General features: G+C 38.7%; 25 protein-coding genes. 3 read left to right on the forward strand and 22 right to left on the reverse strand.

What is annotated here, in order from left to right; all coding sequences use genetic code 11:
* Nucleotides 1-49: 49 nt before the first annotated feature.
* Nucleotides 50-835 (forward strand): Cof-type HAD-IIB family hydrolase, encoded by a 786-nt coding sequence (locus tag FC27_RS02265; protein WP_235699637.1) that lies wholly within the window; start codon nt 50-52, stop codon nt 833-835.
* A gap of 137 nt (nt 836-972) precedes the next feature.
* Here FC27_RS02265 and FC27_RS02270 read toward each other — a convergent pair whose 3' ends face one another.
* On the reverse strand, nt 973-1,968 hold the full coding sequence (locus tag FC27_RS02270) for a zinc-binding alcohol dehydrogenase family protein (protein ID WP_010624119.1): 996 nt from the start codon (nt 1,966-1,968) through the stop codon (nt 973-975).
* 152 nt (nt 1,969-2,120) lie between these two features.
* Nucleotides 2,121-2,792, reverse strand: coding sequence for a hypothetical protein (locus FC27_RS11565; protein ID WP_010624120.1), 672 nt, complete (start codon nt 2,790-2,792; stop codon nt 2,121-2,123).
* A 342-nt stretch (nt 2,793-3,134) separates the two neighbouring features.
* Here FC27_RS11565 and FC27_RS02280 point away from each other — a divergent pair, with 342 nt between their 5' ends.
* Complete coding sequence (locus FC27_RS02280; RefSeq protein WP_010624121.1) at nt 3,135-3,689, forward strand: NADPH-dependent FMN reductase; 555 nt, start codon at nt 3,135-3,137, stop codon at nt 3,687-3,689.
* 111 nt (nt 3,690-3,800) lie between these two features.
* On the opposite strand, the gene FC27_RS02285 is transcribed toward FC27_RS02280, so the two are convergent.
* The 4 genes from FC27_RS02285 to FC27_RS02300 all read right to left on the reverse strand — a co-directional run bounded on the left by FC27_RS02285 (nt 3,801) and on the right by FC27_RS02300 (nt 8,942).
* Entirely contained in the window at nt 3,801-6,512 is a 2,712-nt protein-coding gene (locus FC27_RS02285) for a glycoside hydrolase family 3 protein (RefSeq protein WP_010624122.1), read from the reverse strand.
* A gap of 179 nt (nt 6,513-6,691) precedes the next feature.
* Nucleotides 6,692-7,678, reverse strand: coding sequence for a 3-hydroxyacyl-CoA dehydrogenase (locus FC27_RS02290; RefSeq protein WP_010624123.1), 987 nt, complete (start codon nt 7,676-7,678; stop codon nt 6,692-6,694).
* Nucleotides 7,679-7,803: 125 nt separating this feature from the next.
* Nucleotides 7,804-8,679, reverse strand: coding sequence for an ABC transporter ATP-binding protein (locus tag FC27_RS02295; RefSeq protein WP_010624124.1), 876 nt, complete (start codon nt 8,677-8,679; stop codon nt 7,804-7,806).
* 71 nt (nt 8,680-8,750) lie between these two features.
* The gene (locus FC27_RS02300; protein WP_010624125.1) at nt 8,751-8,942 is read right to left on the reverse strand and encodes a hypothetical protein; all 192 of its coding nucleotides are present in this window, start codon (nt 8,940-8,942) and stop codon (nt 8,751-8,753) included.
* Nucleotides 8,943-8,994: 52 nt separating this feature from the next.
* Here FC27_RS02300 and coaBC point away from each other — a divergent pair, with 52 nt between their 5' ends.
* Entirely contained in the window at nt 8,995-10,200 is a 1,206-nt protein-coding gene (coaBC, locus tag FC27_RS02305) for a bifunctional phosphopantothenoylcysteine decarboxylase/phosphopantothenate--cysteine ligase CoaBC (protein WP_010624126.1), read from the forward strand.
* A 13-nt stretch (nt 10,201-10,213) separates the two neighbouring features.
* On the opposite strand, the gene lpdD is transcribed toward coaBC, so the two are convergent.
* The 16 genes from lpdD to tnpA form a co-directional block, all read right to left on the reverse strand.
* Nucleotides 10,214-10,621: a prenylated flavin chaperone LpdD gene (lpdD, locus tag FC27_RS02310; protein WP_010624127.1), complete on the reverse strand. Its 408-nt coding sequence runs from the start codon at nt 10,619-10,621 to the stop codon at nt 10,214-10,216.
* Entirely contained in the window at nt 10,621-11,196 is a 576-nt protein-coding gene (locus tag FC27_RS02315; RefSeq protein ID WP_010624128.1) for a UbiX family flavin prenyltransferase, read from the reverse strand. Before FC27_RS02315 ends, lpdD begins: the two co-directional genes overlap by 1 nt.
* Before the next feature lie 12 nt (nt 11,197-11,208).
* The gene (locus FC27_RS02320) at nt 11,209-12,681 is read right to left on the reverse strand and encodes a UbiD family decarboxylase (RefSeq protein WP_010624129.1); all 1,473 of its coding nucleotides are present in this window, start codon (nt 12,679-12,681) and stop codon (nt 11,209-11,211) included.
* A 98-nt stretch (nt 12,682-12,779) separates the two neighbouring features.
* Nucleotides 12,780-13,661: a LysR family transcriptional regulator gene (locus tag FC27_RS02325; protein ID WP_010624130.1), complete on the reverse strand. Its 882-nt coding sequence runs from the start codon at nt 13,659-13,661 to the stop codon at nt 12,780-12,782.
* 97 nt (nt 13,662-13,758) lie between these two features.
* Nucleotides 13,759-15,183 carry a C69 family dipeptidase gene (locus tag FC27_RS02330; RefSeq protein ID WP_010624131.1) on the reverse strand — a complete coding sequence of 475 codons (1,425 nt, stop codon included), beginning with the start codon at nt 15,181-15,183 and terminating at the stop codon, nt 13,759-13,761.
* A gap of 144 nt (nt 15,184-15,327) precedes the next feature.
* Nucleotides 15,328-15,522: a PspC domain-containing protein gene (locus tag FC27_RS02335; RefSeq protein WP_010624132.1), complete on the reverse strand. Its 195-nt coding sequence runs from the start codon at nt 15,520-15,522 to the stop codon at nt 15,328-15,330.
* Nucleotides 15,491-15,733 carry a PspC domain-containing protein gene (locus tag FC27_RS02340; protein WP_010624133.1) on the reverse strand — a complete coding sequence of 81 codons (243 nt, stop codon included), beginning with the start codon at nt 15,731-15,733 and terminating at the stop codon, nt 15,491-15,493. The genes FC27_RS02335 and FC27_RS02340 overlap by 32 nt, the downstream gene beginning before the upstream one ends.
* 101 nt (nt 15,734-15,834) lie before the next feature.
* Complete coding sequence (locus FC27_RS02345; protein WP_155802088.1) at nt 15,835-16,038, reverse strand: hypothetical protein; 204 nt, start codon at nt 16,036-16,038, stop codon at nt 15,835-15,837.
* A gap of 35 nt (nt 16,039-16,073) precedes the next feature.
* A complete protein-coding gene (locus FC27_RS02350) occupies nt 16,074-16,400 on the reverse strand; it encodes a TetR/AcrR family transcriptional regulator (RefSeq protein ID WP_010624135.1) in 327 nt (108 codons plus the stop codon).
* Between the two features lie 131 nt (nt 16,401-16,531).
* A complete protein-coding gene (locus FC27_RS02355) occupies nt 16,532-17,359 on the reverse strand; it encodes a MetQ/NlpA family ABC transporter substrate-binding protein (protein ID WP_010624136.1) in 828 nt (275 codons plus the stop codon).
* Nucleotides 17,360-17,495: 136 nt separating this feature from the next.
* Entirely contained in the window at nt 17,496-18,185 is a 690-nt protein-coding gene (locus FC27_RS02360; RefSeq protein WP_010624137.1) for a methionine ABC transporter permease, read from the reverse strand.
* Between the two features lie 2 nt (nt 18,186-18,187).
* Entirely contained in the window at nt 18,188-19,249 is a 1,062-nt protein-coding gene (locus tag FC27_RS02365; RefSeq protein ID WP_010624138.1) for a methionine ABC transporter ATP-binding protein, read from the reverse strand.
* Nucleotides 19,250-19,253: 4 nt separating this feature from the next.
* Nucleotides 19,254-20,591, reverse strand: coding sequence for a M20/M25/M40 family metallo-hydrolase (locus FC27_RS02370; protein WP_010624139.1), 1,338 nt, complete (start codon nt 20,589-20,591; stop codon nt 19,254-19,256).
* Nucleotides 20,592-20,609: 18 nt separating this feature from the next.
* The gene (locus FC27_RS02375; RefSeq protein ID WP_010624140.1) at nt 20,610-21,437 is read right to left on the reverse strand and encodes a MetQ/NlpA family ABC transporter substrate-binding protein; all 828 of its coding nucleotides are present in this window, start codon (nt 21,435-21,437) and stop codon (nt 20,610-20,612) included.
* Nucleotides 21,438-21,454: 17 nt separating this feature from the next.
* A complete protein-coding gene (locus FC27_RS02380) occupies nt 21,455-22,282 on the reverse strand; it encodes a MetQ/NlpA family ABC transporter substrate-binding protein (RefSeq protein WP_010624141.1) in 828 nt (275 codons plus the stop codon).
* A gap of 579 nt (nt 22,283-22,861) precedes the next feature.
* Nucleotides 22,862-23,121 (reverse strand): IS200/IS605 family transposase (gene tnpA, locus FC27_RS02385; RefSeq protein WP_156402499.1); only part of this gene is annotated, 260 nt, incomplete at its 5' end.

Here is a 23,121-nt window from a genome sequence, read left to right on the forward strand (position 1 = left end):
TTAAGTAAAACTTGTTAAGATGTAATAAGTCAAAAATTTTATTAAATTGGTGAATACTTTGCACAAAAATTATAAGGGAACCGTCTTTTTCGATTTAGATGGAACATTAATGAATGCTCAATCTCAAATCGACGATTCCGTTGCTACAGCCGTTCATGAACTCCACGACAACGGTTATCTACCAGTTATTAGCACCGGACGTTCAACTAATGAGTTGCAACATGTTCTTGGACCCACAGGTATTGACACCTATATCACATTAAACGGTGCTTATATCGAATCTGAGGGTACAGTTGTTTACGAAAGTAGCTTGGATGACCAAACAATTGAGTCTGTGCTTGAAACTGTTGATAAATTTGGTGATACTTTGGCTATGCATACCAAAGATACAACGAAAGTTTACTCTGATAAACCAATCGTGACAGAATTTTATAATTCCGTCCATATTGAAAGACCAGAAATCGACCCAAACTTTTATAAACATAATATCATTCCAATGATCATCGTTATCTCTAACGAAGGTCCGGAACGCTATCAAAAATTATTCCCGGGCTTGAATTTCTTCAAGACAGGTAAATATTCTATCGATACTGTGAAAAAAGATGTTTCTAAGATGCACGGTATCAAGCATCTTCTTAACGGTCTCGACTTGGAAAACAAACCAGTTTACGCCTTTGGAGATGGCGCTAATGATGTACCGATGATTGAATTTGCTGACCATGGTGTTGCCATGGCCAATGGAATCGATGAAGTCAAAGAATTAGCTGAATTCATTACCACTGCTAATACCGATAACGGAATCGTCAACGGTTTAAAACACTTCGAGTTAATTTAAAATTAAAATCAATCATAACAAAATGGGACCTTCACAATGTGGAGTGTCCCATTTTTTAAACCGACAATCCACTAGGCTCATTACTGGTTTTGTTAATTAAGTGTACAACTTAATCACCCATTAACAAAATGGTTTTTCTACTTCAGAACAACGACTTTCCCCATCATATGCCCTGCTTCGACTAATTCCGTGGCTTGCTTAATATTATCAATATTGAATCCGTGAAAAACTTTTGTCGTCGTCGACTGAATCTTGCCATCATCAAGATCAGTGGCTAATTTTGTAAGATATTCGCCTTGTTGAGCCATTTCTGGCAATTTAAAGAAGGCTTTAGTAAACATCCATTCCCATTTGAAGTCAACCGATTTTTGTTTTAATTCAGCAACTTTTGATTCACGCAAATTAGTGATCGTCGCAAAAATACCCAATGGCTTGATCAATTCAACGATTTCCTTGAAATGTGGATCATTGTCACTCAAACCAATGATATAATCATAATTATCAATCCCGAGGTCATGTGATTGTACAACGAGATCCTGGTGATGATCAATAGTATAATCAGCACCTAATTTTTTGACCCAAGCAATTTTTTCATTTGAGGAAGCAGTCGAAACAACCTTCAGTCCCGCTTGATGAGCCAATTGAGTCATTACTGAACCGACTCCACCAGCACCGTTGATGATCAAAATAGTCTGGTCAGAATTATCAGCTTTAGCGTCAACTTGTAATTTCTCGTATAACAACTCACTGGCCGTTAATGTTACTAGTGGCATTCCCACACTATTTTCGATCGATCTCTTCCTAGGAGCTAAGGCAGCAATGTTTTGGTCGACTAATTCGTATTCCTGGTAACTGCCGTCACGTGAATAGTCTCCAGCATAAAAGACCAAGTCTCCTTTATGAAATTTCGTTACCTTGGGACCAACATCGACGACTTTACCGTAACCGTCATAACCAAGTACCTTAGGTCCATTGATTTCGTCAGTCAATTTCTTTCTAGTTGCAATATCAACTGGATTGATCGAGATCCCCTCGACCTCGACTAAAATATCATTTTCTAATGGTACAGGAGTAGCCTCATCAAATTCGGATAAGCTGTTCAATGTGCTATCAGTCATGCCAAATATTTTCATGGTAGTACCTCCTCGATGACTCCATTTTACAACAAATCTTCTTATAATTTTTAATGAGTGAACTTCTTGATAACTAAAATATCCGTCAGCTCAAATTACGCGAACTGGCGGATATTTTTTGTTGCTTATAGTTACTAATAAAATCGTGCTATTTAGCCAACGATTCCAACTGTTGCACTAGTTATTCCATAAGAAGGAACGGCATTATTTGGCATTGCTACATCGATCTGATGTGGATTTGAATTGGCAAAAGTACCGGTATCATTAACCGTCTTATACCAAACATCACCTTGTGCAGTAGTGATCTTGATCTTGGTACCGCGTGGCAATACGCCTAAATTGGCGGCTACACCATCATAACCCATGTTTGAGCCTAAGACAGCTGGATCATAAAAACTTACTTTAAATGTCCCAACATTTTGAGTAGCAGGAGCAGCACTAGCTGCCTCGACTTCTGGTGTAGCAGCCTCTTGTTCCGGCTGTGCTACTGGTTCTGGTGAAGCTACTGGAGCTTGTTCTGACGTAGCTTCTGCTGGTTCTTCAGTTTCTTCGACTGGGACCTCAGGCATACTGAAATCTTTTTCACTCCCCTTGATCCCTGGCATGAATTCTTTGTCACCAGGTAACGAAACTTTTTTATTTAGTTTAGTTTGATCTTGTTCTGTATTTAAATGGTTACCTGCGATGGCATCTGAAACGCTTACACTATTTTCAACTTGGGTATTTTCATCTGCTACAGCATATGCATTTGCTGAATATCCCATAAAACTTACAAATAAAATCCCCGCGAAAAATAAGGCATCTAATTTAAATTGCTTTATCAACTAATCCCTCCGATTTGTTTAACAACGTAGATGACTATACAAGATTTTTATTTCAGTTGTATTACATAGAGAATAAATAACATTGCATATAGATTAGTTTTGTAACAATTATGTAAACTCAAACATTTAATTGAAAATATTTTCAAATTAAATGATATTTGTCTATTATTTGAAGACACCAGTTCATTTTTGTAATCTACTTCATATGTTAAATTTGACAGTATAAATTCATATTTGAAATGAATATCAAAAAATTTTTTTCAGATTTACGAGAACAATCTTTTGTTTAAAAAAACCTTTTATGCTAATTTGAAGTTAACCTAATAAATTGGAGGAAAGTTTATGTCAAAAAAAATCGCTGTTTTAGTCGGAAGTCTTCGGACAGGATCATATTCTAAGCAAATTGCTAAGAACATGATGAACCTATTCCCAGAAGGATATACACCAGAAATTATCGAGATCGGTGATCTACCTCTTTACAATGAAGATATCGATACTGAGGAAAGTACTCCAAAAGAATACACTGAATTTAGAAACAAATTAGCTGATATTGCCGGTGTTTTGTTCGTCACACCAGAATACAACCGTTCAGTACCAGCTGCTTTGAAGAATGCCTTGGACGTTGGTTCTCGTCCATACGGTCAAAGCATGTGGGATAAGAAGCCAGCTGCTATCGTGAGTGTTTCACCCGGTGCCATCAGTGGATTCGGTGCCAACCACCACTTACGTCAATCATTAGTCTTCTTGAATATGCCAGTCGTTCAACAACCAGAAGCCTATATCGGTAACGTAACTGACCTTCTAGATGACAATGGCAATGTTAATGAAGGAACAAAAGGATTCTTAAAGAGCATCGACGATGCTTTAGTTGACCTAATCAATCGTTTCGACGACTAATTATCAATCAATAGTTTTTCGCCTACGATCAGTTGATCAACTACTAAACAAGCCACCAATTCGAATTTGAATTGATGGCTTGCTTTTTTTTGGACAAATCAGTTGTCCTAATTATTTAATTTGAAAGTAACTTTTAAGGCTTTCAGGATCATTTAAGGGAGTAGCCGCTTGGTCAACTAAACTAGCGAAGCGGTCAGTCTTCATTACGACTTTCAAAATATTGAAAGCAGATTTTTGAAGATCTCCCAAATATAATTTGTTATTGTCTTTCCAATGACCGGAGATCAAAACCTTATGATCATTGACGATTTGGGCTGTCCCAGCAAAAATCATCTCAGCGATACTATCATCTAATTGCTGACTCTTGCCCAGATTGATAGCAACAACGGCCTCACCGGATTGATCAGGCACAAAATCGTTCCACAATTCTTTAGTCTTAACACTCATACTTGCGATATCAAACACCCGACGAGATTTAATGACACCATTTTCGTCAAATTCCGGTGCAAGGTTTGATATTCCGGCTTCGACCTTATCTTGATTTGCACCTGGCATGACTAGATCATTACCAGCATGAAGTCCTTCCACTGGATCAGCTAAACTGAACCAATCAGTCATGACTAATCCTTTGAAATGCCATTCGTCGCGCAAAATGTTAGTCAATGAATCAAAGTTTTGACCGGCAAAAGTCCCATTGACCTTGTTGTAAGAACTCATCACGGCCATTGGTTGAGATGTTTCAACAGCAATCTTGAAGTTCTTCAAGTAGATCTCGCGCAAAGCTTGTTCACCGATGATACTATCTCCAGTGTTACGCTTCGTCTCTTGGTTATTGCCCAAGAAATGCTTGATAGTTGCTCCGACACCAGGATTCAACTGAACACCGTTGACCTCAGCTGCAGCAATGGTACCTGACAAAACAGGATCCTCTGAATAATATTCGAAGTTTCTACCACCAAGTGGATCACGATGGATGTTCATACCAGGAGCTAACCAGATCGTGACACCAAACTCTTTCATTTCTTCACCAACGGCTTTACCAACTTGTTTGATCAAGTCGACATCCCAGGTTTGAGCTAATAGAGTACCAATTGGCCAAGCAGTAGCGTATTGAACTTGAGTATTCCCGTCATCATCTTGATATTTCGGTGTTAATCTCAAGCCAGCTGGTCCATCCGCATTGACAGTTGCGGGGATCTTATAAGTATCATTTGAATAAGTCTGACCGGCAGCACCAGGCACATCTTGTGCTGCGTTACCGACGATACTTCCCATTTGTTCCGGTTGTAAGATACCTTCGACTAATTTGATCAATTCCTTTTGGGGCAATTGAGCGACAAACTGTTGTAATGAAACTTTTTTATTGTAAACATCAATCAAAGTTGATGAAGGCAACTTCTCAACTTGGTCAACGATCTCTTCGCGACCATTACCAGGCAGACCATCTTCGTGATCAGAAATCGTATGAACGATATTTTTATCTTGATAATTAACAATCGTTGGTTCATCAAAATTGACAGCTTTTAAAATAAAGAACGGAACTTTATCAGCTTGAACGATCTTAACGTTATTGCTCCGTAAAACTGTTGGATCATTTTCGGGAACTAATTTATGTTTGTATTGCTTAACGATGACTTCTTCATCGAGTCTAAATTCACCAACGACCTGTGTCTTCTTAGAACTATTACCAACCCGAATAATGTAGATCCCTGGTACTAGAACTTCAGCTGCCCGACTTTCATCAAAACTAGCCAAATTTTTAACTGGGATCGACATCTCTAGTTCCTGTTCCTCATCAGGACGGAGATCTTTCGTCTTCACATAACCTTGCAAACTTTGATAAGGCGTTGGAATATCTGATTGAGGATTGGAAACATACAATTGAACGACTTCAGAACCATGATAGTCTTCGCCAATATTCTGCACTTTGATCTTCAATTGGATTGATTGTTCATCAACATGAATCTTGGGCACTTCGATGAAGAATTTGGTATAACTCATCCCATAACCAAATTCATATCTTGGTTTAATATTGAAACTATCGAAATAACGGTAACCAACATAAATCCCTTCTTGATAATGAGGATCTTGTTGGCCAAAACTATTAGCTGAATAGTAATCGCGATATTCTTTAGCCCAGGTATCAGTCAATTTGCCCATTGGGGTAACGCTGCCATCCAAAACGTCAGCTATTGCCAATCCAGCATCCATTCCTGGTTGTGACACTAATAAAACACTATCCAGTAGAGGACATTGCTCAATGAAGGACGTATCGATCACGCCACCAACGTTCAAGAGGACAACGCTATCTTGGTAAAATTGACTCATAGCTTGAATATTTGACAATTCATTGTCAGTCAGTTGATAGTCACCTGGCTTGTTCTCACGGTCCTGGCCCTCACCAGCACTACGCGAAATAACGTAAATACCAGTCTTAGCCGGTGAAAAATCACTGACCTCAGGATCATCCATTGCAAAAGCTGGTGCCAAAACGGATAATTCTGAGTCTTTATATTGATCATAATATTCATCGCGACTTTTATGAAAGGCTCGTTTGAAACGGTTCAACCAACCTTGAGAAGTGATCTTAAAGCCTTTTTTCAGAAGGCCTGATTCAATATTGATAACACTTCTTTGATTGACATCACCGGAACCAGTTCCACCTTTATAAGTTGCAAAAGCCCCACTACCATACAAAGCCACAGACTTATTTTTGATCGGTAAGACTTGATTATTGTTCTGAAGCAAAACCATCCCTTGCGCAGCAACCTGACGAGATAATTCTGCGTTTCTGCTCTCTCTTTGAGACATTTCTTTTTCCATCTAATAATCTCTCCTTTGGTGGAAATCGTATCTAAGTCTAATTTTACACTTTCTGACTGGAAAATGAGGATAGAGAAATAAATGCCATGAATAATCTTGCAAAAAAATATCAAAAAAGTTCTGTGGAAAATTATTTTTCCACAGAACTGATTGATTCGTGTCATCTTCTAAGTAGGCTTTCATTCCAAAAAGCTTGGTTGTAAATAAGCTGGATTAGGATATTTATAAAATCCTTCGCCGGTGGCGACACCCATCTTACCTTTATCAATATAATCATTTTTGATCATATCCGCTAATTCTTTGTACTCAGGATCTGTTTGAGCAGCATTAGCCGTAATATCATAAGCAGTCTTTAATCCAACGATATCCAAGATTCCGAATGGTCCAAATGGAGCTTTGGTTGCTAGCATCCAGGTTTTATCGATTGTTTCGATATCGGCTACGCCTTTGGCCAATAGCATTTGGGCAGCATCTAAAAGTGGAACTAATAATGTATTTAAAACATAACCAGGTTGTTCTTTCTTCAACTTGATTGGGATCATTCCGATACCTTTGGCAAATTCGACTACTTGATCGTAAACTTCTGAGTCAGTCCATTTCGTCCCCATGATCTCAGCAGTATTGTTTTTCCAAATCTCATTAGCAAAATGAAGAGCTAAAAATTTTTCTGGACGTCCAGTAATTTCTGCAAATTGACTTGGAAATAAAGTCGAGGTATTAGTGGCAAAAATCGTCTTCTCATCTGCCACCTTAGCTAGTTCTTGATAGTAGCTTTCTTTGATGTCCATTCTCTCTGGAATGGCTTCGATAACTAAATCAGCGCCCTTAACGGCTTTTTCCAGATCAGTCTCATACTTCATGCTGGCTGGAACAGCTTGAGCGTTCTTAGCTGAAGTCGATAAGTCACGTAATAAAGTATATTTCAAGTTCGGTAAAATGGTACTTTCATAAACGCCTGGTTTTAAGAAAACATCCAGATGTTCGCCCTGACCTTGAACTTCATCTTGATAAGTCCGAGCCAGTCCTAACATCCGATCTTTAGCCTTGGCAATAACTTCATCATTAATATCATAGATCGTAACGTTGTATCCACGAAAAGCAGTTTGAAAAGCAATCTGACTCCCTAAAACACCACTACCGGCGATGGTGACATTTTTGATTGACATAAAAAACTCCTCCAGTCTATTAATAATACACTTGTAAGCGTTTACAGTATATCGAAATAATTTGCTTGAAGGCAAACACAAAGCCTTCTGTTCCGACAGAAGACTTAAATTATCGCAATTTGATTTTAAAACTGGCAATTACCGATGACAAAATGTTGACAAGTGATACTTTCGATTTGAATCTGTGAATCAATCAGTAATTGGAAAAGTGGATTAAGACTATCACTGCCACTGACCGTTAATTCAATCGGATCGTCCTTAGTGGCTAAATAGCCCCGGGCTTTCAATAGTTTTTGAGCAGTTTGGTCAGCATCAGTCCTTAAATAATAGACTTGAGCCGATTTATCCAGAAGATCAGCTAGCGAACCAGCGGTTACGACTGTCCCTTGATCTAAGACAACTACGTCATCGACCAAATTAGTAATCTCGGTCAGGTTTTCCGCAGTAATGACGACAGTTTGTCCAGCCTGTTTGGCCTTTTCAATTGATTCAGTAACCCTTTTTTGATCAGCCATATTCAGATGAACGAACGGCTCGTCCAAAATCAACATTTGTGGGTGATTTACCATCGCCAAAGCTAAGCCTAATTTTTGTTTCATTGCTAATGAATAGGAGCTAACTGGTTGAGACAAATAATCATTCATCTGGAAATAATCTGAAACAAACGCTATTTGTTGGTCAGCATCAGGACTATTGTCATATAATTTTAAGTGTTCCAAACCAGTAAAAAGTTGATAGAAACTTGGTGCTTGGATCAGTGCCCCAACATTTTGGACTTTAGGTTGATTATTACGATTGATTTGATTGCCAAACATTTCAATCCGGCCTTCATCAACTGAAGCCATCCCCATCATCGTGCGCAATAAGGTCGATTTGCCAGACTCGGAAGCGCCGACGATACCAATAACGTGGCCTTCTTCCATCGTCAAGTTGACATTTTTTAAAACAGTTTTCTTACCAAATGATTTTTGTAAATTAGTTATTTTTAAAATATTACCCATACTACCCTCATCAATCAATAAACTATAATGACCAGTTTAACAAGTCAGGCGGCTTTTACAAAACCAAGTGCTTATTTTTTTAAGATAAACTTGTTTACTAGCCAGCTGATCAACAATACCAAAGCAATCACGATGATTGCAATGATTATTTCATTGATCCAGAAACTTAGGTTAAATCCATGGGCCAAAAATTTCAAGATTGGATCGTTTAAAGCTAAAAACAAAATAATTGTTATAATTATGTACATGGTGGATTTATTCATGTTTGACCTCCTGAAAAGTATTATAACAATTTAGAAAGTAAGAGATGAAGTTATGTTAAATTCAAAACATGTGGCAATTTACGTTACTGGTGGGATTGCTGCCTATAAGGCTCTGAATGTCGTCAGGGCTCTGAAGAAAAATAAAGCTGAAGTCCAAGTGGTGATGACTAAATCCGCACAAGAATTTGTTCAGCCACTGACTTTTGCGACTCTGAGCCAAAATCCGGTGCTAACTGATAATTTCACTACCCAGTCGGCCAATAATGATTTCATCCCTCACATCAAATTAGCTCGTTGGACTGATTTAGCAGTCGTGGTTCCTGCTACAGCAAACTTTATCGGTAAAATGGCCAACGGAATCGCGGATGATTTGGCTAGTACTGCCTTGATGGCAACTGAAGCCAAAAAGCTGGTCTTCCCAACTATGAACACCAGTATGTGGGAATACCCACCTGTTCAGACAAATATCAAAGTCCTTGAAAATGCTGGTATCACAGTCGTTTCTCCTGACAGTGGCTTTTTAGCCGAAGGTGAAGTCGGCAAAGGACGTTTGCCTGACCTCAAACATATTATGGCAGCAATCGAGGACCAATTTGCCGAAAGCTTTTCTCTAGCCGGAAGTAAAATAGTCGTCACCGCAGGAGGTACCAAAGAACCACTTGATCCTGTGCGTTATATCGGTAATAATTCCTCAGGTAAAATGGGTATCGCAATGGCTGAACAGGCCGCTCAATTAGGTGGACAGGTCACACTATTGTCAACTGTTCCCTATATCAGTCATCTACCCAATTTAACAGTCGAAAGGATCTCTTCAGCAGCAGATTTGTTAAAACGATTGTTAGAACTATTTCCCAAGATCGATGTCTTGGTTATGGCAGCCGCTGTCGCCGACTTTCGACCAGTTAGTGTGTCAGATCAAAAAATCAAGAAGACTAGCGACAACGATCATTTAAACATTGAGTTGGTCAAAAATCCTGATATTTTAAAGACTATTGCGACTGATAAAAAAAATCAATTTGTCGTTGTTTTTGCTGCTGAAACTCAAGATGTAATTAAAAACGCCGAGAAAAAATTGCAGACAAAAAATGCCGACGTAATCTTGGCCAACGATGTTTCTCGTTCTGACGCTGGCTTTAACGTCGACACTAATCAAATAACTTTAATAACCGCAGATAAGCGACCAGATAATTGGCCATTGCTTACTAAGAAGCAAGTTGCTCAAAGATTCTGGCAATATTATCACTCTTTAAAAAATTGACACTAGTTATTAATTACTTGGGAGTTTCGTTTTTTCCATAATAAACTGGTTGATGACTATCTAAAGTAGTTTTTTGTAGCCACTGACTGATCTGGCGTCCGAGATTTTCAGACATTGGCTTTGACGCCTTTATCTGTTCCAGACTGATTTTATCAACATGAACTCCAGAAGTTATAGTACAACTGCCAGGAAGTTGTGGTTGAATGATTTTTGCAACTGCTTCTGCTAATACTCCATCTTTATGATAACGACCATCGTGGCTTGGGAAACGATTGGTCGTTATTTTTTCTGTCTTAGTCAGAGTGGTAACGGTCCCGATATGGGGAACGTTGCCACCAGTGATCTCAATCAACAAGTCTTGTCCAATGACAGTCAAATTTGCTTCAATCGTATAATTTGCTTGGGTCACGGAAAAATTCATTATATCCCCTCCCAGCGTCCGGTCGAATCATTATGAATATGCAATGCATCCAATAATTTCATCGTCTGGTGACTGACTAGGTCTTGGATCGTCTCCGGATGATTATAAAATGCTGGGATTGGCGGAATCATTTCGACACCCATTTGCGACAATTTAGTCATATTTTCCAAATGAATCGTGCTCAAAGGAGTTTCACGTGGCACCATGATCAGCTGCCGACGTTCCTTTAAGGTTACATCTGCAGCACGGCTGATCAAGTTGTCGCCTAAACCTACCGAAATACTAGCGATTGTCTTCATGCTAGCGGGAACAATGACCATCGCGTCGACAAGAAACGAACCACTGGCAATCTTGGCACCTAAATCATGATCATTATAAGAATAATCGAGCATCGCATTGAGCTGTGCTAATGAATAGTCGGTTTCAAGCTGAAGATTTTTCTTGGCCCAAGCGCTGAAAACTCCATGGGTCTCAACATTTGGATTTTTCTGCAACTTTTTGATCAAATCAATTGCATAAATAGTTCCAGATGAACCAGTAACAGCAATGATCACCTTTTTTTTAGGTTCAATCATTAATGGTCCTCCTTACTTCAAGTACTTCTTCCAATCGGGAACTTTCTTAAATCGTGCTCGAACGAATTGGTCTTTCATATCAAATGGCACTGTTCCATCAAGGATGGTCTTTGAACTCATCCCTCTAACACGGATCGACTTAGGATCGTATTCCGGTCTTTCAGATGGGTCTAGTGGATGGTTTCTCATTCCCGGCAAGACCATGATGTCCTTGTCGCCTTGGAAACGAGTGTTCAAAGTCCAGATGACATCATTCATATCAAAAATATCAACGTCTTCATCAACTAAAATAACTGTCTTCAACTCTTTAAAGGCTGACAAAGCCAAAATTGCTGCTTGTCTTTGTAACCCTTCATCGGCTTCATCGTCTTTATGGATCTGCATGATGGTCATCAACTTACCACCACCTGCGGGTGGATTATAAACGTTGGCCACCTTACCAGGGATCACTTTATCAACTAATTCTAAGATACTGGCCTCAGTTGGGATACCAGCCATTGAAACGTGTTCCTCACTAGGTCCGATAGTCGTTTGCATGATTGGATTATCTTTACGATGAGTAATAGCCTTGACTTTGACCACGTTAACTGCCGGATTAGCATCGCCATCATATCCAGGGAATTCTGGCATCGCTTTACCAGTATTAGTATTGATATCTTCCTGCATGGTCTGATTAGGCATGATCTCGGCTTCGATCACGTATTCTGAACGAGCGATGGCCTTTTCATCGACCTCAACACCATCAACTAGTTGGATAGCTTGATTCCTCAAAGCTCCGGCGATGCATAATTCATCGTAACCAAGTGGAGTTGTAGGTGGCTCAAAGGTAGCCCCAATGGTTATTGCGGGATCAAGTCCAATATTGATCGTGATCGGCATTGGTTTGTTGAGTTTTTCAAATTGCTTCTGGAAATGTCCGATATGACGTCCACCGGGCATGATGTACATTCCGATAGTATCTTTATCTTCTAGGACCATTCGATGAATCGTAACATCACTCATCGTCTTATCAGGATCAGAACCTAGAACTAGACCAGTCGTGATATAAGGACCAGCATCATATTCAGTGTTAGTTGGAGCTGCAATGATCTTTCTAAGGTCAAAATCATCATCAGTGGCATAATGAACTACTTCTTGAGCCGGCGCCTGTTCATGTTTGACCTCAACTGGTTGGACTGGATGGTCGACTGAATCTCTTAGGAAACGACCTAAGGTTTTGTAATCGTGATGCAAGATCTTGCCCACACGCTTACGACTAGCCATTGAACCAATATAAACACGCGTGTCAGGAAAACCCTTGACGTTGTTGAACATCATTGAAGGGCCTTCCTGAGTTGGTCTTTCAACAGTCCCACCAGCACCAATATAGCGATAAACTCCTGCTAGTTCCGCATTCGGATCAACTTCTTCATTAGTTTCATGATATTGTCCAGGAATCTCTTTTAATTCTTCGATAACTTTTCTCAAATCATATTGATCTGACATTTTATCCCTCCTCGATTAATTTCTAAGTTAATTGTATAAGGGTATTAATATTGATTCAATTCAAAAAAGCAGTAAAGGTATTCCAATCTGGAATACGACTACCGCTTAGTTTTTGTTTTGAGAAAATCCCAGAAAATATTACTGGCATGACTGTGAGCACCAATTTTTCGAATAAAACTCAATTGATTATCGATCGTGTTGACTAACGGCACTTCGACCAACTTTTTACTGTCAAAACTGTTAGCAATCTTTTTCATCACGATTGAGATTCCCATACCTTTTTCGACCATCCCCATCAATAGGTCGACTCGGGTCCCTTGATAGGTGATATTTGGCTCAAAACCAGCGCGACGGCACAATTCAATGACTGGTTTCAATAGCTTGGTCGTCGGTCCTAAAAGTAAAAATCGTTCAGTTGATAATTGTTTGATATCGAGTTGCTTCTCTTTTGCCAATGGATGGCTACTTGGTAAGACAGCAACAAATTTATCTCTTTCGGTAACTATCCGTTCAAAGCCGTCCTCGACGAAATTAAAAGTCCGGGCAAAAATCAAGTCACATTGATCTTGACGCAATGAGGTCAACAATCGATTACTTTCCTCTTCTTTTAAGATCAGATGAACTTCAGGATGCTTTTGAAAAAATTCACTGACATAGGTGAAACTCAAATAATTAGGCATCGTTGGGATGGTCCGTAATTGTAGGGTCAGATTTTGTTCATCTTTATAGTCTTCTAGTTTTATCTGCATAGCTTCGTAATCATGTAAAAGCTCACGGGCATAAGGGATCAAAATATTCCCAGCAGGCGTCAAATTTATCTTACGATGAGCTCGAACAAATAGCGAAACCCCGAGATCTTTTTCCAATGCTAAGATCTGTTTAGAAATATTGCTCTGAGTGGTATACATTTTGACCGCTGTTTCGGAATAATTCAACGTACTTGCTAGACTCAAAAAAATCTCAAATTTATGGATCTCCATCTGCGCCACCTATTCCTTTCAAGAATACTATAGCACAACAAAAACTCATCCAGTTTAGGTGTCTGATTCACCTAACTGAATGAGTTTTGATTGAAAATTATAAGTTTTGACCCTTTTCCCAAGTCGTCTTGGATAAATTAAGTCCTTTTTTGACTAACGTATCAAATAATTTATGCGTTCTCGAAGAAATCTCTTTAGCTGTTTGTAAGTTATTATCAGTCAAATATTGTGTAACATCTTTGGCTGCATCCACACCTTCATCAGCTTGTTCAACCCGTTGGCGAGCATATGATTGACAACCGTCTAAATATGCATGAATAATATCTGAATATTCATGATACTTAGGTTCGATCAAAACTGACAAAGTCTTTTCGAGCCAATAAACGTTGTCGACAGAAACATCTGCTGTCGTGTTCTTATAGTCCTCTGGTGTGTCGTTGGCGTTAGTGAAGAATGGAACGTATGGACTGTAAGCAAAAAATCCCATGGCGATCCATTGGACACCAGCATGATCAGAGTCAACATCGTTTCTGATTTGGAGAATCGATGAGCATTGATTACGATCCATGGCAATCGATCTATATTGACGTTGTTCTTTTTCAGTACCTGAAGCAAAAGTTCCGAATGGATCAAATTTCGTTCCATTGTAGTGGGACTGCAAGAAACGTTCAACGTCTTCAATCGCTAATTTCTTAGCCGGTTTGCGGGTCATCGGCATATCTTGAGCAGTTGGCTCTTGGTCGATCTCAGGATTAAATAATTTTTGACCATACCAAGTCCGCGGCGTGTTGTAATAAGCATCAGCTTCACTTTGAGTTCCAAAAATCTCACGAAAATTGAAACTTTCTGGATCAGGATTCAAATGGTGCTTTTCAACGAACTCGACCAAATCACTGGCGACCAAAAAATTATCCGTATCATCGGCGTCAACTTCTTGAATCACGGTCTGATTAGGAACGATGGCATAAGTATCTTCCGGCAATCTCATGGCTGCCCAATGATGGCCTCCGGCTGTCTCTAACAACCAAACGTCATTTTGATCATTGAAGGCAATACTATTGCATTCACCAGTACCATATTTCTCGAGCAATTTCCCTAAACGGGCAGCACCTTCTTTAGCAGTTTTGACGTATGGTAAAACTAGTGTCAGCATAGCTTCTTCATCAATACCATCGTGAACCAAGGGATCATATCCTAAAACTCGAGCATTGGTAGCGGTCGTTTCAGCGGAACTCATCCCTACATTATATTGATTGATCCCAGATTCTTCCCACATGCCGTCACTTTGATCAGCTTGAGGAGTTGCCGTATAGTGATAAGCTTCATCAGGTAGCGGTACTTCAACTCCAGTCGTTACTGACTTGAAAACTGCATTGGTCTGTTTCTTAGCCTCATGGACGATATATTTGATCGGATTGATCGGTGCATAACCATCTTCATTTCTAGCTACGATGGTCGAACCATCCATTGATGCTTTTTTCCCAACAATAATCTCAGTACAATCAGAACTTCTTTTGTTCATTACACTCACCTCTCACTCTTAAGTATAGATTTAGCGTTTTCATTATGCCATAGCTGGTTAAAATTTAATTATTCATTTCACAAAGACAAGCAAAAAAAGAACACCTGATAAACGGACAATCAGATGTTCTTTTCTAACTAAACTTTAATTGACGTAATCAGGATTTTCCATCAATAACCAAAGGATCAAATAAACTGGAATCCCTGCAAACCACGAAGTAAATGTGAGCAAAACGTAAATTATCCGCCCAATTGTGACATTCCATTGAAAATGTTCACAAAATCCAGCAATCACGCCACCAATCATTTTATTGTTCGATCTCTTTACGGGAATGTGCATCGTTACTTCCTCCTTTATTATCAGGGTTCAGCATCAATAACCAAAAGAATAAATAGACGATCACGCCGATCCCTGTTGTAAATAAGCCAATTGTTACCACAATCCAAATAATCCGAGCCAAGGCAACGTTCCAATCAAAGTGCTCGGCTAAACCACCGATCACCCCTGCCACTAATTTATTATTGCTAGATCTTTTTATCTGAATATGCATTTATAACTAACCCCTTTACTTTTCAATATCTTTATATTAACGAAAAAAGGTATCCACAGCCATCTCTTTGACTTACAAGTAACTTACATTATTGTAATGTATCACTTCAAAATGACTGCCAAAATACCAGCAATCAAATCATCAAGCAATTGAGGATAATCTTCTGTCTTGATATCTTTTTGATGAAAATCCAAAACTGTCAATGAATTGAACAAACTTAAAATACGTTCTTTTGTCATACCATCTTTGATCAGATCTTCTTCGCTCCACTTGTCGATCAAGACTGTCAAAGTTGAATAAATCAAACTGTCCTCATAAGTATTGATATTTTGCTTAGCAATCAAGGAATTAAGCTTTGGATTAGTGAACCATTCTTCGAGGATCCGATTGTTGCTGGATAGTTTAAAATTTGTTGGACAATTTGTGAAATGACCGAAACTGGGTCACCATCCAAATCGACTTTGGAAATGATCTCATTTTTGATGTGTTCATTTTCACTGTCGTAGATCTGAACAAAAATGTCTTCTTTCGATTTAAAATATAAATAAAACGAACCAACTGCAACGCCAGCAATATCTGCAATATCAGCTACACTAGTATTTTTAAAGCCTCGCTCTAAAAATAAAACGTGGGCTGCGTCAAATAACCGGCCTTTCTTATCATCCATCTCCACAACACCTCTCATGATGTTATATTTGAATGAATTATATTTCGATTCATTCAACAAGTCAAGTGATTAGGCAATATAAAAACCACTGATTCAAAAATTTATTTGAATCAGTGGTTTTCAGCAATCAATTAGCTTTGTAAAATTTTATAATTCCAAGCTGGAATTTGGAAATTACCGTAAAGTTTCTTAGTTAACTTGGCAATGTCTTCTGATTGATAAGCTTCAACGACTTTTTTGTAATAAGGATTGTTCTTATCTTTTTCATTTGCCGAGATGATATTGACATAAGGTTTTGACTTAGCAGTGACCTTTTCCGTATAAATAGCAGTTTTCGGATCGAATTTAGCATCACTAGCAACACCACTATTAACTACTGCTGCTGTCTCATCATTCAATGAACGAGCTGTTTGACCAGCATCGAGTTGAGCAATCTTTAAATGTTTAGGATTTGAAGTAATATCTTTGACTGTATGCAAGGCAGCTGAATTGAGTTTAATTAATCCTGCACTCGCAAGTAATTGTAAGGCACGACCTTCATTAGTTGGATCATTCGGAATGGCAATCTTAGAACCATTCTTCAATTCGGATAAGTTGTGGATCTTATGCGAATATAAAGCCATCGGTGCTATGTCAGTCTGTCCGATAGAAACGATCTTAGTATGATGGGTCTTATTCCAGTTATCCATGAAATAAACTGTTTGGAAAGCATTAATGTCAACCTCCCCTTGATCAAGTGCAGTATTCGGCTGACTATAATCTGAGAATTCCACCAATTTAATATGGATACCCTCTTTTTCTACTTTCTTCTCAACTGCATCCCAAACTCGGTTATCCGATCCGGTGATACCGATCTTGACTGTTTTCGTATGACTGGATGAACCGCCACAACCTGTTAAAACCACCGCCAACAAGGCTACCAAAAATAAAATTGAAAAATACTTATTCCCTTTTTTCATGTTCTTTCCCCCCTAAATTAAAAACAGTCACTTCCTAAATTTTGGAAGTGACTGTTTTTTCGATACTCCGAACAGGAAATAAAAACCCCTCCCCGTTTCAGGTACAGACAATTACTTCCTATTTATAAAACTTAAATTAATGCTCGAGCTTTCTGACTGCAAAATCTCCGATACCTTGGATAACGAAAACTAGAACTAAGATCAAAAGCATGGATACGATGGTAACATCATTTTCGAAACGTTGGTAACCAACTGAGATGGCCATGTTACCTAGACCACCACCACCAACGGCACCAGCCATGGCTGTTAGACCAATCAAACTAATGATCGTCAGAGTTCCGGAACGGATCAATTCAGGTAAACCTTCTTTTAAGTAAACCCGGAAAATAATCTTCATTGGTGATAAACCAATCGACTCAGCAGCTTCGACCACTCCAGGGTCAACTTCAACTAGAGCTAACTGAACTTGACGAGCGAAGAATGGTGCTGTACCGATAACTAACGGTACTAAAGCTCCTTCAGGTCCGATTGTTTGACCAACGATCAATTTAGTGAAAGGTCCAATAACCGCTAGTAAGATAATGAAGGGAATCGATCTGAACAGGTTAACTAACTTATCGATGATTTGATAAGCGACCTTGTTAGGTGTGATTCCATCTTCAGCAGTAACAACTAAACAAATTCCTAAGATAATACCAAAAACACCAGCAAACAGTGCACTGACAAAAGTCATATAAAGAGTTTGCCAAATTGCGGTAACAAATCCGTTATCGCCGTACCAGTTGGCAACAACGTTGGGTAAAAATGTATTAATAAAATTAGACACGGTTATGCTTCCTCACTTTCGTTGAGTTCTATTTCTTTAACACTAATATCCAGGCCATTCAAGTAATCAACAGCTTCTTGGACCTTGCTGTCATCCCCACTTAAAGCAAGAACCATAATACCGATGGTCGTACCTGAAAGTCTTTCGATATTACTGAATAAGATACTTGCAGAAACGTTGAAACGCTTATACAAACCGACCACGATTGGTTCGTTAGTCACATCACCAGTAAACTTCAACTGGATCAAACGGCCGGACAAATCATTAACGATCCCACTAGTCTTGATCTCTTCAAGGGCTGATTTAACTTGAGTTGAAGTATCAACGAAGTCCTTAGTAAGTTTTTGTTGTGGCTTACCGAAGATCGTCAACAAGCTACCTTCTTCGATCAAGCGACCATCTTCCATGACTGCAACACGGTTACAGATCTGTTTAATAGCATCCATTTCGTGGGTGATGATAACGACGGTGATACCTAATTTTTCGTTCAAACGTCCTAATAGATCCAAAATTTCTTTAGTGGTTTTAGGATCCAAAGCACTAGTAGCTTCATCAGAAATCAAAACTTCTGGATCATTAGCTAAAGCACGAGCAATACCAACACGCTGTTTTTGACCACCAGACAATTGTGAAGGATAGTTTTGAGCCCGATCTGTCAAACCAACTAAATCCAACAAATGATCAACTTTTTCTTTACGTTCACTTTTAGAAAGTTTGGAATCACGTAAAGGAAAATCAATATTTCCATAAACAGTCAATGAATTCATCAAGTTGAAATGCTGGAAGATCATCCCGATATTCTTTCTAGCTTGTCTTAATTCTTTTGAACTTAGAGCTAACATATTTTGTCCGTTGACAACTACTTCTCCGGCAGTTGGTCTTTGTAACAAATTGATGACCCGGACCAAGGTACTTTTACCAGCACCAGAGTATCCGATGATCCCAAAGATATCTCCACGATCGACTGTTAATGAAATGTCTTTGACCGCTTCAATTGTTTTGCCTTCATTATGGAAGGTCACATCAATATCTTTTAATTTAATTATTTCGTTCTGATCTGCCATTAAATTACTCCTTCACAATTTTTCCTAAGAATTCATCGAAAAAGTCGATAAAATCTAAATAATCTTGGATACGAATGTTCTCGTTAGACGCGTGATTGCCAGCTTTAGAATAACTAACTCCACAAGCGACGATTGGTGCCTGAGAATATTTATTGACCAAGTACATCGGCCCAGTTTCTGGACTCGATGGTAATATTTCAACTTTGTCTTCACCGCCAAAATAATCTTTAGCAGTATCGATCAAGGTATTCACAATGGGACTGTCTAGATCCCAGCGATAACCTTTCTCACCTAACAGGTAAGATACCTTGATATCTTCAAATCCTTGATTATTCAAATAATCGGTCAACTTTTTAAATAAATCATGAGGATCTTGATCTGGTACCAAGCGGAATTCCAATTTAGCTTTGGCCAATTTAGGAGTGACGGTTTTGACACCTTGACCTTCCCAACCACTAGATAAACCTTCAATGTTGATCGTTGGTTCAAAGGTCAAATTGTAATTGACCGATTTATTTTTCAATAGTGGAGTCGTCAAGCCTAATGCCTCTTTCAAATCGGGTTCGATTGTTTGTGCGACTAAAGCTTTTTCACGCTCACTAGGTTCAACTACATCATCGTAAAAACCAGGAATCAAGATTCTACCGTCTTTATCCCGTAAAGCATTCAATGCCTGAGTCAATCGCCAGGTAGCACTGTCGACTACTGCAGCATATGATGAATGAAGATCTGCGTTAGCAGAAATAGCTTCAAGTTCAAAACAGAGCACACCTTTAGTACCACCATTGAAGCCGAACTGCTCATGTTCATTTTTAAAACCAGACTCCCAAATCACCATGTCTGCTGATAATTCATTTTGATGAAGTTTTAAATAATCTTCCAAATGTTGGCTAGCAACTTCTTCAGCACCTTCAATCAAAAATTTTATATTACAAGGCAGGTCACCATGTTCTTGACGATAAAGATTCAGAGCTGCGATCCGGCTGATCAAATCACCTTTACAATCTGAAGCACCGCGACCGATAAACTTGTCTGACGTTACCTGCAATTCGAAAGGATCCGACTCCCACAATTCAAGTGGCTCCTCCGGCTGAACATCGTAATGATCGTAAATCAAAATCGTTGTGTCGCTTGGTTTTTCCGGCTTGGCGGAGGCAAAGACACAAGGGACATCGTAATCATTCCAAACAGAAACTTCAGCGCCAAATTCGGTTAAGAGTTGTTCTAGAAATTTAGCTGTTTCTGGTTGAGCTTGCTGTTTAGCTGAAACGGATGGCAAAGCAATGTATTTCTTTAATTGTTCGATTGATTGCTGAATCAATGGATCAGTAAGCTTTGACACGAAGATCCCTCCTTTTGATTAATTAAAGTTATAATTCCAAGCTGCGTAAGTTGAACCGTTGTAGACTTCTTTGATCTTCTTAGCAATAAATTTGGTCTGGTAAGCTTTAACAACTTTCTTGTAAGTCTTGTTATTCTTCTTGGATTTTGTTGTAGCAATAATATTAACGTAGGGTTTAGATTCTTTATTGATTTGTTCCTTATAAATAGCTGGTTCTGGTTTCAAATTAGCATCTTGAGCAACATCATTGTTGACAACTGCTGCACTAACATCGGTCAATGAATGAGCAGTTTGAGCTGCGTCTAATGGTGTCAGCTTTAAGTTTTTCTTATTCTCAGTTACATCTTTTACGGTGTGCAATGAGGCATTATTCAACTTGATTAATCCAGCTTGTTGAAGAACTCTCAAACCACGATCCTCATTTGTTGCATCACTAGGGATCGAAACCTTGTCGCCACTCTTCAACTGACTAAGACGTTTGATTTTATTTGAGTAAATTCTTTGCGGTGCAATGTAAGTATCACCGATAGCCACAACATTACCTTTATTAGCTTTATTCCAATCACGCATGAAGTGATAATTTTGGAAAGCGTTGATATCTAGCTCCCCAGATTCCAAAGCTTTATTTGGTGTGTTGTAATCGTTGAACTCAACTAGCTTCAAATTGATACCTTGTTTCTTTAACTTGTTAGCTAGAGGCTTCCAGATCCGGTCATCAGAACCGTAAATACCTACTTTAAATGTTGTTTCATTAGCGTTCTTATTCCCGCAACCGGCAATAACTAATAATGAAACAGCCGCACAGACTACTAATAAAATTTTTCCTATCTTGTTGAATTTTTGCATCTTTTCCACCCCGAAAATTATTTAAGTTTCAAATTCCAAGCTGTCACAGCATTATCTCCATAGACCTTTTTGATCTCTTTTGCAGTCTCCTTCGATTGATATGCTTTAACAACCTTCTTGTAATTCTTGTTGTTTCTTTGTTTCTTGTCAGCCACGATGATATTGATCCAGGGTTTCGACTTTTTAGTGATCTTTTCCCGATAGACCGCATTCTTAGGATTGAACTTAGCATCAGCAGCAACATTACCATTAACGATGGCTGCTGTTACATCATCCAATGATCGAGCTGTTTGCGCAGCATCTAATGTAATGAATTTCAAGTGCAATTTATTAGAAGTAACATCCTTAACAGACGGCAATTTCTTGTCCTTCAAAGTAATCAGACCAGCTGATTCCAATAATTGCAATGCTCGCGCTTCATTGGACGAATCATTTGGTATCGTGATCTTAGCATTCTCCTTGATCTGGTCAATATTTTTGATCTTATGAGAATACATTGCCAGCGGTTGAATGATCGAATATCCAATTGGTACCAGATCCGTATGATGCGACTTGTTCCAAGAATCCAGGAAGTATGTATGTTGGTAGGCATTCATTTCTAATCCGCCTTGGGCTAACGCCATATTAGGTTGATTATAATCATTAAATTCCAGAATCTTTAAATTGATTCCTTCCTTCTTGACCTTCTTCTTGACCACTTCCCAGATAGGAGCATCTGAAGCATTGATACCGACACGCACAGTATTACTATCGTGTCGATTGCCACAGCCTGTTAATAATACTAAGCCCAGCATAACTGTGAACAACAACATTGGGACTCTTGCTACTTTAAAAAACTTGTTCATTACTTTCCCCTTAATTCAATTACAAAAATGTACGATCAATCATGATGATACCTCAATCTTTGAAAGAAGTTCTTGGTGGCTTAACTAATTTTGTAATAATCAGATTCCTCCTTAAGAACAGCATTTCTCAAAGTTAAAAAATATATTAGAAAACAAAAAAAGCCGCTTCTAATCAGAACTCATATGAGTTCTATTTTAGAAGCGACTATTCGCGGTACCATTCTAATTCGAGACGAGCTTACACTTGTCTCCTCATCAACGTACAGACTAATTCTATACGCGTGTATGATAATGGATACCAGCCATTGCATCTTTATCAATTAAGACTCAGCGCACCAATCACAGGTCATTTTCATTAAATCCATCTATTATCTCTCAGCAAATGATAACTTTCTGTAGTTCAGGATGTTAATTACTTCCCCTGATCGAGTTGTTTAATTTAATAATTCTCTAACTAATCGTTGTTATGATAATACAATTTGAGAATTAGATTGTCAAATTTAAATATTTGTTTGCAGAAAAGATAAATTTATAAAGGTCGTCAATTGAGAAAACTCGGTAATTCATTGCCGAGATGAATCAATGTCTAGGACGACCCCCGTTGTATTTTGTTAATTGATCTTCGATATACTGCGCTACTATCTCCTTTGAAACATTACCTGACGTACTCATGAAATAACTCGGCGACCACAAATGACCACCCCAGAGTTGGGACTTCGTTTCAGGATATTCCTTGAACCATTGTCTAGCTGACATTCCCTTGAATGACTTCACGACAGAACTTGGTGTCATGTCAGGCGGGAAACTGATCATCATACGCACATGATCAGGCATTACTT

Source organism: Companilactobacillus versmoldensis DSM 14857 = KCTC 3814, assembly GCF_001434295.1.
GTDB lineage: Bacteria > Bacillota > Bacilli > Lactobacillales > Lactobacillaceae > Companilactobacillus > Companilactobacillus versmoldensis.

What these genes read in the sequence shown, in the direction of transcription:
- FC27_RS02270 (WP_010624119.1), bottom strand. Translation starts at nt 1,968, where the DNA reads ATGAAAATATTTGGCATGACTGATAGCACATTGAACAGCTTATCCGAA.
- FC27_RS02320 (WP_010624129.1), bottom strand. Translation starts at nt 12,681, where the DNA reads ATGTCAGATCAATATGATTTGAGAAAAGTTATCGAAGAATTAAAAGAG.
- FC27_RS02365 (WP_010624138.1), bottom strand. Translation starts at nt 19,249, where the DNA reads ATGGCAGATCAGAACGAAATAATTAAATTAAAAGATATTGATGTGACC.
- FC27_RS02280 (WP_010624121.1), top strand. Translation starts at nt 3,135, where the DNA reads ATGTCAAAAAAAATCGCTGTTTTAGTCGGAAGTCTTCGGACAGGATCA.
- FC27_RS02290 (WP_010624123.1), bottom strand. Translation starts at nt 7,678, where the DNA reads ATGTCAATCAAAAATGTCACCATCGCCGGTAGTGGTGTTTTAGGGAGT.
- FC27_RS02330 (WP_010624131.1), bottom strand. Translation starts at nt 15,183, where the DNA reads ATGAACAAAAGAAGTTCTGATTGTACTGAGATTATTGTTGGGAAAAAA.
- FC27_RS02355 (WP_010624136.1), bottom strand. Translation starts at nt 17,359, where the DNA reads ATGAAAAAAGGGAATAAGTATTTTTCAATTTTATTTTTGGTAGCCTTG.
- FC27_RS02340 (WP_010624133.1), bottom strand. Translation starts at nt 15,733, where the DNA reads ATGCATATTCAGATAAAAAGATCTAGCAATAATAAATTAGTGGCAGGG.
- FC27_RS02300 (WP_010624125.1), bottom strand. Translation starts at nt 8,942, where the DNA reads ATGAATAAATCCACCATGTACATAATTATAACAATTATTTTGTTTTTA.
- FC27_RS02285 (WP_010624122.1), bottom strand. Translation starts at nt 6,512, where the DNA reads ATGGAAAAAGAAATGTCTCAAAGAGAGAGCAGAAACGCAGAATTATCT.
- FC27_RS02350 (WP_010624135.1), bottom strand. Translation starts at nt 16,400, where the DNA reads ATGGATGATAAGAAAGGCCGGTTATTTGACGCAGCCCACGTTTTATTT.
- FC27_RS02375 (WP_010624140.1), bottom strand. Translation starts at nt 21,437, where the DNA reads ATGCAAAAATTCAACAAGATAGGAAAAATTTTATTAGTAGTCTGTGCG.
- FC27_RS02325 (WP_010624130.1), bottom strand. Translation starts at nt 13,661, where the DNA reads ATGGAGATCCATAAATTTGAGATTTTTTTGAGTCTAGCAAGTACGTTG.
- FC27_RS02335 (WP_010624132.1), bottom strand. Translation starts at nt 15,522, where the DNA reads ATGCACATTCCCGTAAAGAGATCGAACAATAAAATGATTGGTGGCGTG.
- lpdD (WP_010624127.1), bottom strand. Translation starts at nt 10,621, where the DNA reads ATGAATTTTTCCGTGACCCAAGCAAATTATACGATTGAAGCAAATTTG.
- FC27_RS02315 (WP_010624128.1), bottom strand. Translation starts at nt 11,196, where the DNA reads ATGATTGAACCTAAAAAAAAGGTGATCATTGCTGTTACTGGTTCATCT.
- FC27_RS02295 (WP_010624124.1), bottom strand. Translation starts at nt 8,679, where the DNA reads ATGGGTAATATTTTAAAAATAACTAATTTACAAAAATCATTTGGTAAG.
- FC27_RS02380 (WP_010624141.1), bottom strand. Translation starts at nt 22,282, where the DNA reads ATGAACAAGTTTTTTAAAGTAGCAAGAGTCCCAATGTTGTTGTTCACA.
- coaBC (WP_010624126.1), top strand. Translation starts at nt 8,995, where the DNA reads ATGTTAAATTCAAAACATGTGGCAATTTACGTTACTGGTGGGATTGCT.